The following is a 12,772-nucleotide window of genomic DNA, read 5'->3' as shown; positions in this document are numbered from 1 at the left end:
TCTCCTAGGTAGAATACTAATCTAACGTTTTCTTTAGAATTTTTCTGCATCTAAAATGTTGTCAAAGCATGTCAAGACTTGACTTCGGTGCTCAGTTTAATCAAAATATGGCACTTGTTTACGGGCTGGTGATAATTCCTCTGATGATGGTTTTCAGTTGAGTTTCAGCCCGCCCAGACCAATCTATTTCAAGGAGTGCACGAGTGGCAAACTCTGCTCAAGCTAAAAAACGTGCTCGTCAAAACGTTAAAGCACGCAAACACAACGCAAGCTTGCGTTCTATGGTTCGTACCTATCTTAAACGTACATTAGCTGCTATCGGCACTAATGACTATGCTGTTGCTACTGAAGCGTACAAAACGCTTGTTCCAGTAATCGACCGCATGGCTGACAAAGGCATCATCCATAAAAACAAAGCAGCTCGTCATAAGAGCCGCTTGAACGCGCAAGTTAAAGCACTAGCTTCTAACTAATCGCAAATGAAAAAAGCCCTTTTTAGGGCTTTTTTTGTGCCTGAATTTAAAGAAATCAGAAAAATATAACGATTCATTCAGAAAAATAATCCGTTTAGACGCCCCTCATATAGCCGATACGATGAGATAAAAACCTGAATCCGCCTCTTTTAGATTATTGATCTTTATCCATAGAGGATGGCGAAGTGGTTTTATCCTGTTGCGTAGTGTCAGAATCCCGCTTTTGACATGCGGTTAAACCCAGAATCGCGATCAGGCTAAAAATTGTAATAATTTTCATGGTTTTTCCTCAAGATGAATATTTCTATATTTATTAAGCATAGATAATTTTTATACTTACATTATTGAACTTTCACCCTATAAATGTAAAAGATGCAGTTTAAAACTTATTTTTATCGTTTTAGCCTGACTTTTATTGAATGATCAATATGAAAGGCCATACGATCTTCATAATTTCTACCCCCCAATAAAAAACTCAATTGCTGCGAACAATTGAGTTTTGAATAGATCAATTTGATTTAAGAAAGTTGGGAACGTTTAAAATCGGCAATATCCAGTTCATGCACCTGTCCGCGCCAGATCCATTTCAGCTTGGATTCTAAAAATACATCACCTTCAAACCAGACAAACAGACCTTCCATCATTTTTGGCCAGTCTTCCCGACTGACATCCTGACGTCCCGACATCACCGCAATCATTGCTGCCAAAATGGTGTCGTGGCTGACGGCCAGACTCAATCCATATTTATTTTGCGGATGAGTGTTGTAAATCAGTTCCAGCACATCCACCACACCATGAATCGGCTGTTTCATCCCTGGCAAGGCATTATTGACAAAACTGTTAATGAAACCGAGCGCACCCTGCTTGGCAAAATAAGGCCCGGCTTTTTGAATATCCAGCACAAAACTGCCAGGCTCCACTAGAAGTCCCTGTTCAATAATTTCAATACGATGGGTATTCTGCTCAGGGGTAACCGCATCTGCCCCTTCAATCATCAATGCAGCGGTATCAATACAACGCTGGATCGGACTCGAGATACAATGATGAATCACACGGTCGGTTTGATCAGCCAGATAAGCACCCCATTCCTGCGCCAGATCCCGTCCCTGATTGGTCAGTTGCAGATCATAGCCTGCCAAACCTTGACCTGGAACATCCTCACGAATCGAATGCCGTGTGAATAAGGTGACAGGCGTCTGTACATCGGGCAATAAATCAATTGCACTCAACATACTCGGTGGAAGCAGTTTCAGGGACACGTTACAGCCAACTCTGGATTGGTAATAGGTTAAGCACCACTATAACACGCTCAGAATTTTGCTCAATGCTCGGCCTGCATGTCAGACACCGCCTGCAATGCAATAATTTTCATATCATTATTTTTATAGGCAATGAATCCACCATTCAGCAAGGTATCCCGATGATTATAAATAAATGGCCGCCCTTTTAAATCGACCAAGCCACCACCAATCCGTTCGAGCATACATTGACCAGCACTGGTGTCCCATTCCGAAGTCGGATGAAAACGTGGATAGATATCCACCTGATCTTCCAGCATCATACAAAACTTGTAGGCGCTGCCCGCTTTGAACTCTGTATATTCGGTAAGTTTGGCCAGATGCTGTAAATAGTCGACATATTTCGGTTTCTGCTGGCTACTTTGACTCAGACCAATCGCAATTCTTTGGTCTGTTGGCGCTGCTTCATAGCCAAACCACGTATCTCGCTGAATATCATATTTATAAGGCAGCCCCTGCTCTGCACAGAAATAAATCAGTTGCTGTTCTGGTACTGCCAATATGGCAAAAGTCGTCAAACTTCCACGAACCAAACTCAAATTGATGGTGAATTCAGGCCGCTGATGCAAAAACTCCTTGGTGCCGTCTAGCGGATCTAATAACCAGAATTCTGGCCATGAACGACGCTCATGTTCTTGGCCCTCTTCTGACAATAAAGGCAGGTCTGAAATATCTACCAAAGCCTGAGTTAGAAAAGTATTGACCCTTAAGTCTGCCTGAGTTACCGGAGAATTATCATTTTTTTGGATGACATCAAAAGCCGCACCAGAACAATAACGCTGATATTCTTCTCGCAAAATTTCACAGGCTTGTGTCAAAATGGGCACAAACTGCAAAATCATCGGATCTTGTGGTGCTGCTATTGCTTTAAACATAGAAAACCTAAATATGTCAAAATGCTCTGAAAAACCTACCATAATTTTCGATATGGATGGTTAAGATTGCAAGCTACTAATTTAGATATATTTTTTATTTAATATTTAATTTTATAAATATTTATGTACACATTACTGTACACATTCAAAAACATACCTGATTCATTATAAGCAAAAAGCCCTCACTTTGAGGACTTTGCTACAATTTCAATTATAGCCGCATGACGCTGCTTACAATCTACATATTTTCGTCGATCATCAACCATTACCTGCAGCACTTCTTTTGCTTGGCCAGACTTTAATTCTAATAACTCCGGACACGGTGTTTTAAGATTGGCTGGTATTACCAGCGGTATTGACTGCTGACACCCCGTCGTCATCAAAGCAATTAGTGTGGATATAAACAGGACGTTCAACGATCTTTTGCACTTCACGTGTAATGGTTTCTGTTTTGACGCGCTCAACTTCTTTTGATTCTTCATATTCTTCACCTGCTTTGTTGGCCAGCTCCTGTGCTTTCTTTTCAGCATCAATATATGGCTGTAGCTTTTTATTGATTTTGTCCTGGCATGTTGTTTCAGCTTTTCGTAAATCACCGGCTAAACGATTAGCCTGGAAGAGCTGGCAAAGGATTACGATGCAAAGCACAACAATCAGGGACCAGCGTTTGTTGTTCCAGATCAGCATTAGGAGTGGCATTTAGTTCACTCCCATGCATTTGTTGTAGCGTTCAACTTGTCGAGTCCACACGCCATAGCAATTGTTAGAACGAATACTGCAGTCACGCTTGGCCACATACTTCCATTTCAAAAGTGATTTACACGCTTGGATATATTCACGCGCTTTTAAATGACGAAGCATTGACGACCCAGACCAAGCACTTGTTCCGTACTGGTATGTAAAATCTAGGTACAGATCATATTCAGGTTGTGAGATTGGAATATTCAGAATAGTTTTATTGAAGCGTTGTGCATCTTTATCCATGTGCAGTTTGAGATATTCAAACGCTTGTTTGCGGTCAATCGCTGGATCAGTCATTTTGACTCGAACGCCATTTGGATAGACCGTGGTGCCGTGGCCAATGGTCGGGACATCACCCTTAACAGGAATCACAGGCTTAGGCGTGTAACCTTCTTTTACTGCAGTAGCTTGTACTTGCTCTTCGCTTGGACCAGTGATCCACATCCCTGCGGCAAGCACCAGAGAAGAACCAAGCACATAGTATTTAGTCTTGTTTGACATCGTAGTATTTCTCCCATTGCTCTACTTTTAGTTTGTGGATCTCATCGGCTCGTTTATTTTCCAGTCGCTTGTAGTACCAGTTCACTGCAAAGCCACCTAAAGCAATCGTGATACCCAGCCAAGCTAGAACGTCGATTGATGCAAGGTATGCGACAAAACCAGAAGCAGCCCCCGCATATGTTGTTTTTGATGCAGCGGAAGAAACAGTCGCTGCCATTTCCATTACTGCTGCTTTCTGATCGGACATGCCGCCCCCTAAATTTTGGTAATAAAAAAGCCCTAACTTATTAAAAGCTAGGGCTTGTTGTGGTGTTTTGAGTATTAAATCTATGCTTCTTAGGCAATAAAAACACACAATCCGAAGACTGTGTGTTTTATGCAGGGAACCGGCAATAAAAACCCCGTTATGGGGTTATAGGTGCTGGCAAACTAGCCTTGTATTTAGCTGGGTTGAAGTAACTAGGTAGCTTTCCAACTAATGCGGCAGGGATGTAGTTTGATGTTGCGGTTAAATACGTTCCTTCAATACGATTAATATCGTAATACATGTAACGATAGTCTGCACTCTCCTGCGTAGTAACCGCAGACAAATCTATAGTAGAATCAAATAACTCTATACTAATCCTACTACCGTTTACTGCTGCCGGAGCATCTACAGCTACGCTGACCAAGCTACTCTTAAATGCCACTGTTGTGCCAGCCCTGTTTTTATACCCATTATTTAGTACAGCATCATCCACAACGCAATCTTCAATAGTGATTTCCTTAGCAACACCTGCTAAACGCAAGGTGCTAAAAGTGATATTTTTTAGTTCCATTCTCTTTGACTTCAGTAATGTTTCGGCATCCCAAGCTGTGTATGGGTCTATTTCAGCACTTGCGTTGTACATAGATACTCGACCTTCACTACCATCAGCTTTGGTCACTGTCACGTTCTCTATTAATGTGTACTTGCAAGGGAATCGCATGGTTAGGTATGCGGTCTGTACCGTACTGTTTTTACTAGCTATCACTTTTACATTCTTGAAAATAAAGCTGTTTAATGTTCTAAATTCTAACAAATCTTCATTAGACGCAAGATAGGAGTCAGAGGTAATGCCACGTAACATCAATAACCACGCATAAGAACGGCTATCGTCTGTTGTGTAGACATTGATATTATCAATAAATATATCATCGAAAAATGATTCAACAACAGGGACACCGCGTGGGTTTGGTATGTTGGGTGTGGTTTTAAGTAAAGCGCGGTAAGGACCCAGAGATGTTTGATATACATCGCAATTAGTGATACTTAGTTTGCCATAATTAGGCGCATCATTACGCGCACTAAACATTTCATTTATAAATGTACAGTTAGTTGCGGTTACATTAATTCCTGATGTCACAATGCCTTCATGTAACGTGCATTTATCAAAGTAATAGTTGTATCCGAAGTGATCGCCAACGCTTTGTAGTGTACAACCATTAAAATATACATGATTAGCGTGTCTTCCTGAGAGGCTTGCAGCATCATTGTCAAAAGCATAGCTGACATAATCGTTAAAAGTTATGTATGCGGTGTTATACAACACTATCGTGTAAGACGATGCAGCTGCTGCCTTTCTTTTAGTAATTCTTGGACTATTAAAAATAATATTACAGCTATCTGTAATCCTAAGTTTTTGAGTGGTTTTATCAGAAACAGCGTCAATTAGTAAGTTGTCAAACGACTTGTTTGATACTTTATCTAAACTCAGTAATGTTCTGTCGTCAGCTTCTACTGGGCCATCAGCGACACTCTGGGTTATCTTTAGGTTTTTAACGGTCTTATGCGCCTTTTTCTTAACAAGCGTTACTGTTGAGCGCGAAAAGTCATCGAAGTCGAAAAGAATAGGGTCAGACAGTGTGAATACCCGAACCCCGAACCTTGTAACCGTATTACTAATAATATCGTGAGTTTCTATTTTACCATAGTCAGTATAATGAGCCTGATCTATCCTATACACTGATACTTCAGGGGAGGTTATAAGCATAAAATAGTCCTTTAGATTTATATCATCTAAATAACCATCTTCTATCTGTATGAAGGTATTTCCTTTGCTAAAACCACTTAACTTAGTAAGGTCAACAGTCATTGTTTCACTGTTCGGAAACCTAACTGCGGTATAAAACTTAGCGTCTTTTAGAACAATAGAGCCTTCGCAATTGATGTCACAATCTGGTAGGGTAATGGTGCTTCCTATGACACACTCACTATCGATGACAAACAAGTCGTCAATACCACAGGCTGCGGATGCCTTGTTGATGGCAGCACTATTATCTGTTACGCCGTCACCTTTCGCACCAAACCAAGAGACCCGTACCTCACCAGTTTCTCTTACCCGCACCCAACCGTTAAGTACTAACCCACCGTCATTAAGGGTTGATTTAGTGCTGTCGTAAACAAATGTACCCCCGCCGATATTCAACCCTAGATGATATGATTTGACAAAAACACGCATGCCGTTGAATGGGTTTTGAATCGCCAGCATTTCTGCGATTGAATCTAAGCCATCATTTATTTTTTTCTGAGGGATGCCGTTATAGATAACAAAGGAAGCGTCCCAGCCCTTATCCACTGCAATCTGAGCTAGTCGCTCCATCAAGTAATTGTAGTATTCATCAAGCTGATCTAAAGCTACACCCTGCTTGCGGATCTCTTCCATAAGATAGGCGCGAAGCTCATCATCTCGATCATCCACATAGTCTTTTAAATCATTAATTTCTTGCTCTTGTTGTTGATGTAATCGATCAACATAAAGTTTCATGAGCCAGTCTGCTACACCAAGTTCCTGAAGCTTTAACCAAAGCCGGTCAAAGTCACCATTCACCGATTGTGGTCGAAATGAGTTATTGAAAGATTGGTAATCTGTAGTGCGGCCAAATGGTGTATTTCGCTGCAGTGTAATTTTCTGACCGGCTACTGGTGCAGTAGTAAATACCACGTTGCCGCCGGATAAACTCCATGTTGCAATTGGTGGTTCAAGCTCATCCATCAATACAATTAAATGATCTTTTGACTCACAAATAAAACCTAGCGCAAAGCTTTTGGTAACACCGTTTCCAGTATGTTCTCTATACGGCGTTTGTTCTGGAACTGCCATGATCTGCCCCTAATTTTCAAAGTCTAGAGTGGCTTCAATCACGCCACTATTCCCTCTCCAATTAGGGCCTTCATTGACCTCGTTATTTCTGTGTATTTTGCCTACGCGTTCCGGAGAATCAGTCACTGCACCCGCTAAAGAATCCAGATCATCATCAGGCTGCTCAGTAATTGCTGGATTAAACATACGCATATTTTTATATTGTCTTGAGCTGTTCTCGCCTTCTTCTGGTGTATCAATCACAGATGTGTGCACCCATAACAGGCCAGACATTAAAGGGCCCTCTAATGCCTCAAGAATACGTTTGTTTTTATTCCCCACACTGTGTTCTTCTTTTACCCCGCAACGAATACGGCGTGCTTTTAACGCACCTTTTAATGCTGCCGGTGCAAAGTTACCAATGCCATTGGTTTCAATCGTTAGACTCGGTACATTGAATTGCTCAATCAGGTCGCAAAGCTGCCAGACTTGACCACCAACAATATTTCCTTGCGCATCATGTTTGACTACATCACCAGTGAGCGCAACTGATCTATGCCAGTACTTGGTACCGAAATCATCATGCAATACCAATGCGGTTGATGAGATATCAGATTTAAGTTTGCCGGATGATGGGTCCCATCTAAACGTAACCCCCACAATCTGCCGTTCACCAATCATCATGATGTACTGGCCATTGGCACGTTTTAGCACTGGCTCGCAGTCGTAAGGAATCATCTTGTCTGGATCAAGTCGAACTTCACCCACCGGCTTGGCATGCATTTGGTACTGTGAATCCCATTCGTTTAATGTCCGGCATTCTCTACGGCGCTCACCCATGACTTTCGGTGTAAAGCGTTCAGGCCATAGTGATTCACTATATAAGTCGATCAGATAGTGCGTTTCCTTTAGAACAATTTTAAAGGTGCTGCCAATCTTATAAACCGCATAATCTTCATCACGTGTGAGTAGCTTGGCGGTATGACTGATCCCACTAAAAACATAAACCGGATCGAATTCAGATAAACACTCGCTGATATTTTCAAAGCGTTTTTCTTTTTCAAACATTTTAAGAATCATGCATTTTGCACCCTGTTTTTGTACTTGTGTATAGAGTGAATCATGGGTGTGCGGTGTACCGACAAACAACTTTTGTCCACCTGGTATGAGAATGTGTGTCTGTTCAGATAGTCGATAGCGCAGCTTTTCACGTGCTTCAGGTGTGCCGATGTTGGCTGGCATTTCCACGTCATCGTTTTGGATTTCATGCGCACGTGCACCAGTCACGTTGGACAATACGCCACGCGCATGCAATGAGCCATGCCGTACATCTTCCGACCCAGTCACCCACCATTTTTGCAGCTCACCACGTTCTTTAAATACGCCAAACAACTGACACAGCGGATGCTTTTCAATGACTTGCTGAGTACCACGGCTACACTTTGCAGCATCACCATCGGTTGCGCCCTGGTGCAAGATCAGGCGATCGCGGTCAATAAATAACTTCCATGCGTTATAGATATCCAGAATCGTAGATTTACCGTGACCACGTGGCATCATCAATAAGCCAAGTGATCCGTAATTTTCCAAGAAATCACAGACATCTAAATGGAAATCTGGCACTTCCCAATTCATGGCTTCCGCATAGACCAGAAAGAAAGCAGCAAAGCTGACCTTGATCATGTATTAGCTCGGACGCTGTTTGCGTTCTTCTAACTTCTTGGCCACACTTTCAAGTAATGCAGCTGCCTGCGCCTCTGGTGATACCTTTCGATCACTTCCATCGCCAGCTGACAATTCATCATCAAGCAAGACGCGGTTCAGTTTCTCCATGCAGGTCAGCGCTTCTTTTGCCCCTTTGTATAACCAGACCTTATCGCCACGACCTGTCTTGTCAAAAACGTCCTGACCATAGGCCTCAGTCATTAGATCGACTGCATCCGTACCGGCCATCTCCATACAGAGTTTTAATTTCTCTACTGTTTCAGGCTTTAGAAAACGCAACTTCTTTACATCCGACATAAAAAATCCCCCGTATATAAGCCATATATACAGGGGACTAGGAACGGCTTTGTTGGGTGTCCTACTTTGGTCGTCATAGAATCTTAATGATTTAAAATGTATGCTCATTGAGCAAATCTGCAAATTACAATAAGTGGTATTTCAAGTGAAAACTTTAATTCTTGCTGCAATCCTAGCACTGCCTACAACTATGACTTTTGCTGGTTCATGTGACCATAGCTGGCAGTCTGCTAAAGATGGCTCATCTTGTGGCGACCGTGCTGCTGATCGTCGCCCAGGTGGTAAATAATAGTTCATTAAGATCAAAAAATAAGGCTGCAATTGCAGCCTTATTTTTATTGCACAAGTCTATCAAAATCAGGCATCTGAATATCACCAACATCATCACCCCAGAAGCGCGTCCGGTCGTGCTGACGTTCGGCTTTGCGTAGAAGTTTTTCGCGGTATCCTGGTGCAATCATGTCCTGCATTTCATCAAAGACTAGGCGATTAGTCGCAGCTTTGGTATAGAACAGGTTTTGCGCAGGGATCTTGTTCTTGAGTAAACGGAATGCCTCATTGGCTGCATTGGTGTCCTTGTCATCGTAATACTGCGTCAGGTTGCCCACAGTCAAACCAAGCACTGCTTTAACGTCTGAACCCAATGGACCCACCATAAAGTCCGAAGTACTGCGCCCTGAAGTATCGGTACCAGCAACCAGAATGTCACCTAAGATGGATAGACCACCGCCCTGAACCGCTGAGCGCGTCCAGAAGTTCATAGTCTTCTGTGGATCGTCACTATCCCACATGGTTGAAGGATCGTTACCGTTGGCCAGTTCTTTAAGCTGTACCGCCAGTGCGCCCAGTATGGTGGTCATGGCAAATAATGACACCCCATAAGCCGCCTTACCTTTCACACCATCCTGTGCCATGGTACGTGAACCATGGCGCATCAAGAATGCTGCTGGAAAGGATTTAAACTGAAGCATCCCTTTTAGAATTTCACCCATGGCTGTACCTTTCTTTTGCCCTGCACTCATCCATGTGCGCTCACGTAGACCGGCTTCAACTACCGCCATTCCCTGCTCATCCAGTAAATGCGCCTGAAATTGTGTGGCCACTTCATCACGGATTTTTTGCGCTAATAATTTTTTCTCTCCATCAATGCTATTTGCAAGGCGATCCATGACATGCTGACGTTTAGCCTGGCGCTCAGCAACCTTTGTCTGGTATTCAATAAACTCCGCATCCAAGGTATTTACACGCTTATCCAGTTCCTTAAACTTCTGCTGAATAGATTTATTGGCACTGCTATCTGCATTGCGCATTTTTGCACGAAGCTCTGTCATTCTTCGCTCAGCATTACCAAGGCGATAACCTAAACTTTCTGCTCTATTCCCATACTGCTTAGCATTGTGTTCAATATTCTTGCGTGTGGATTCTGAAGCTTTATCGGAGTGACGGCCATCTTCGACTTGCTGTAGGAAATCTTGAATTCGACCAGCCTGCTTTTCTGATTGAAGATAACGGTTTATATCTGTCTGAGCAGTTGCAGCCTCCTTCTGCGCATCGATTAAATCAATACGATCCTGAAGGGCTTGTTTTTCAGCCTGTGATTTAGCATCTTTTCGATTGGCATAATCTAGAAGACGTTGTGATAGCTGTCGTTTAACATCATCAACCTTTTGTGATCTGTTGGTCATGCGCTGATCATCTAAAGCGTTACGATCATCTAGTGCTTTAATCTGACTATCAATATCATCCGTCAAAGCTTTAACGTCACCATCCACAGCACTTAAAATCTTATCATCTGGAATTTCATAAATAGAACGTGCTGACATGAGCTGATTGCCCTTACGATCCACAACCGGATCAGCCAGACGCATGACTTCCCAAGCACGTTCATTTAGTCCGGTTTTTTCCATAAGCTCCCGATCCATTGCGTCCAGATCGGCCCATGCTTTAGAGCGGGTCAAAGTGCCATATTTATGCATAAGCATCTTGGTAAAACCGACTTTTGAAGCTGCTGTGAGTGCATTCAAGCCAGATATGCGCATAACCTGTGAAGCAATTCCACTGGATACCCGAGCCAGTTTCTGTGACTTGCCATGTACGGAAGTCAATCCATCATCAGACCAACGTGCAATAGAGCCGAGCATTTCTTCTGTGGCCAGACCTAAGCTGTGTGCCAGCTGCCGATCTTCTTTATTTGCTGGATTAAGCTGTGAAATCAGCTCACCAAAGGTTTTACGGTAGGCAATACCATGGATCGATGCAGTCTTTGCAATCATAGCCTGGTCGGTGGTGGATGAAATTGTGGTACCACCAAGCATGGATGCCACATTCATTGACCGATAGGCTAGACCCATATTGGCCAGCACTTCGGATTGCGGTGTATTCTGGCCTGAGAACTCGTCAAACATGACTTGTGCACGCTTTAAATTTTTCTCTGTGGTGCCAGCATCAACCCCTTTTTCCCAATCTTTATTTCTTGCTGCATCCATCAAAATACGCATAGCATTTTTAGGACTACTGCCTAACTTTTCAACCATGGCAATATCTTTAGACAATCCATCAATATGAGCATTGACTAAATCCACAAACGGCATGCCGCCAAACTCAGCCTGATATTCCATCCACGATTCAGCATCCTTAAAATGCAATACACGGCTTTCAGAATGTCGGCTGGTGACCTTGGAATTCCCCCCGAAAGATTGACGGCCAATTTCGGTTTTATTGGCACCGTTGCTGCTCAAGGTATCAAATGAGTATTCAAGAAGTTCACGGATCTCTTGCTGTGAATAATATGAACCATCCTCATGCACGTATTTTGAAGTGTCGATTAAGCTTTCAGCTTTCTGTACCCATGCCTGTTTGCCGGCCAATACAATCTTTTCTAAGCTATGTGTCTGCGGTAATCCCCAATCATCCAGTTTCCCAATATCACCACCGGCACGGTTAAATCGTTCGCGCATCCCTTCAAAGACTTCGCCCATTTTGTCGCTGATCTTCTTGGCCAATGGGTCGCCTGTATTGTCACCAAAGCGTTCACGGACAATTTTTTGGACTAAATCTGCATCGGTAAAGATTCCTAGTCCCCCTTTGATGTTGGTATAGAAGTCAGTTAAATAACCTTTTTGTACAGTTGCTATGCCTTTTATTGCCCAAGAATCAATTGATTGAACACCAGACATATCACCATGAAAAGCCACCATGCGATCAACAACTTCACTGGCTGGTAATGTTGAATGATCCAACAAGGCAAGGTTTCTACTTTGAGTTAAAATATCATTTGCAGCAATAGCATGCTTTCGCTTTAATTGTGCCTGGATATCTTCTGCGACAAACTCACCTGCTTTCACCAGTTTTTCAGCATCAGACAAATTGCGCCAGTTTTGAATATCTTTTTTGGCCAAAGACTTCATCGCATCCTTGATCCGGTTTTCAATGTTGGTGGCTTCTTGCTGGTTGAGTGTTGCCTTCCCGAGCGCTTTCGCTACGGCGGCCTTGCATTGGTCTTTCATTGTTTACCGCCTTTTATTTTTTCAAAATTATTTAGTACCCATTGATAGGTATTCCAATCCATCTTTGCGCCATACTCTATAGCTCGTGATTTAAGGTCATTAAGGTCTTGGATTGAATTAATCTCAGCTGGTCTAAATGATTTGTAGCCCCAGTAATAGCCGAGATAACCATATTCATTTGAAAGAATTAATTTGGATCGTTTACTAATCCTTCCGATTACAATGCCATCTGAATAAGTTAGTTTCATAATAAAA

At 42.6% G+C, this 12,772-nt stretch carries 13 protein-coding genes; 2 read left to right on the top strand and 11 right to left on the bottom strand.

Going from position 1 to position 12,772, the window contains the following annotated elements:
- Nucleotides 1-203 precede the first annotated feature (203 nt).
- Complete coding sequence (gene rpsT / locus LOZ91_RS10640) at nucleotides 204-473, top strand: 30S ribosomal protein S20 (protein ID WP_180096576.1); 270 nt, start codon at nucleotides 204-206, stop codon at nucleotides 471-473.
- Nucleotides 474-627: 154 nt separating this feature from the next.
- Here rpsT and LOZ91_RS14605 read toward each other — a convergent pair whose 3' ends face one another.
- The 9 genes from LOZ91_RS14605 to LOZ91_RS10600 all read right to left on the bottom strand — a co-directional run bounded on the left by LOZ91_RS14605 (nucleotide 628) and on the right by LOZ91_RS10600 (nucleotide 8,993).
- Complete coding sequence (locus tag LOZ91_RS14605) at nucleotides 628-753, bottom strand: hypothetical protein (protein ID WP_005107186.1); 126 nt, start codon at nucleotides 751-753, stop codon at nucleotides 628-630.
- Between the two features lie 238 nt (nucleotides 754-991).
- Nucleotides 992-1,732, bottom strand: coding sequence for a phosphoglycerate mutase family protein (locus LOZ91_RS10635; protein ID WP_244783178.1), 741 nt, complete (start codon nucleotides 1,730-1,732; stop codon nucleotides 992-994).
- 62 nt (nucleotides 1,733-1,794) lie between these two features.
- Nucleotides 1,795-2,646: a 3'(2'),5'-bisphosphate nucleotidase CysQ gene (locus tag LOZ91_RS10630; protein WP_244783177.1), complete on the bottom strand. Its 852-nt coding sequence runs from the start codon at nucleotides 2,644-2,646 to the stop codon at nucleotides 1,795-1,797.
- Nucleotides 2,647-2,973: 327 nt separating this feature from the next.
- Complete coding sequence (locus LOZ91_RS10625) at nucleotides 2,974-3,345, bottom strand: hypothetical protein (protein ID WP_244783176.1); 372 nt, start codon at nucleotides 3,343-3,345, stop codon at nucleotides 2,974-2,976.
- On the bottom strand, nucleotides 3,346-3,888 hold the full coding sequence (locus LOZ91_RS10620; RefSeq protein WP_244783175.1) for a glycoside hydrolase family protein: 543 nt from the start codon (nucleotides 3,886-3,888) through the stop codon (nucleotides 3,346-3,348). It lies immediately after the preceding gene.
- Entirely contained in the window at nucleotides 3,872-4,135 is a 264-nt protein-coding gene (locus LOZ91_RS10615; RefSeq protein ID WP_244783174.1) for a holin, read from the bottom strand. The genes LOZ91_RS10620 and LOZ91_RS10615 overlap by 17 nt, the downstream gene beginning before the upstream one ends.
- A 157-nt stretch (nucleotides 4,136-4,292) precedes the next feature.
- Nucleotides 4,293-7,010, bottom strand: a complete 2,718-nt coding sequence (locus tag LOZ91_RS10610; protein WP_244783173.1) for a hypothetical protein — start codon at nucleotides 7,008-7,010, stop codon at nucleotides 4,293-4,295.
- Nucleotides 7,011-7,019: 9 nt separating this feature from the next.
- Entirely contained in the window at nucleotides 7,020-8,672 is a 1,653-nt protein-coding gene (gene terL, locus LOZ91_RS10605) for a phage terminase large subunit (RefSeq protein ID WP_244783172.1), read from the bottom strand.
- 3 nt (nucleotides 8,673-8,675) lie between these two features.
- Entirely contained in the window at nucleotides 8,676-8,993 is a 318-nt protein-coding gene (locus tag LOZ91_RS10600) for a hypothetical protein (RefSeq protein WP_244783171.1), read from the bottom strand.
- A 163-nt stretch (nucleotides 8,994-9,156) separates the two neighbouring features.
- Between LOZ91_RS10600 and LOZ91_RS10595 the strand changes: the two genes are divergently transcribed.
- The gene (locus LOZ91_RS10595; protein ID WP_171066772.1) at nucleotides 9,157-9,300 is read left to right on the top strand and encodes a hypothetical protein; all 144 of its coding nucleotides are present in this window, start codon (nucleotides 9,157-9,159) and stop codon (nucleotides 9,298-9,300) included.
- 46 nt (nucleotides 9,301-9,346) lie between these two features.
- On the opposite strand, the gene LOZ91_RS10590 is transcribed toward LOZ91_RS10595, so the two are convergent.
- The gene (locus LOZ91_RS10590; protein WP_244783170.1) at nucleotides 9,347-12,517 is read right to left on the bottom strand and encodes a hypothetical protein; all 3,171 of its coding nucleotides are present in this window, start codon (nucleotides 12,515-12,517) and stop codon (nucleotides 9,347-9,349) included.
- On the bottom strand, nucleotides 12,514-12,765 hold the full coding sequence (locus tag LOZ91_RS10585) for a hypothetical protein (RefSeq protein WP_244783169.1): 252 nt from the start codon (nucleotides 12,763-12,765) through the stop codon (nucleotides 12,514-12,516). The genes LOZ91_RS10590 and LOZ91_RS10585 overlap by 4 nt, the downstream gene beginning before the upstream one ends.
- Nucleotides 12,766-12,772 lie beyond the last annotated feature (7 nt).

This window comes from Acinetobacter sp. F-1, from assembly GCF_022869025.1.
Lineage (GTDB): Bacteria > Pseudomonadota > Gammaproteobacteria > Pseudomonadales > Moraxellaceae > Acinetobacter > Acinetobacter pseudolwoffii.
The sequence above is the reverse complement of the archived record's forward strand: the minus strand, read 5'-3'. Positions and strand labels throughout refer to the sequence as shown.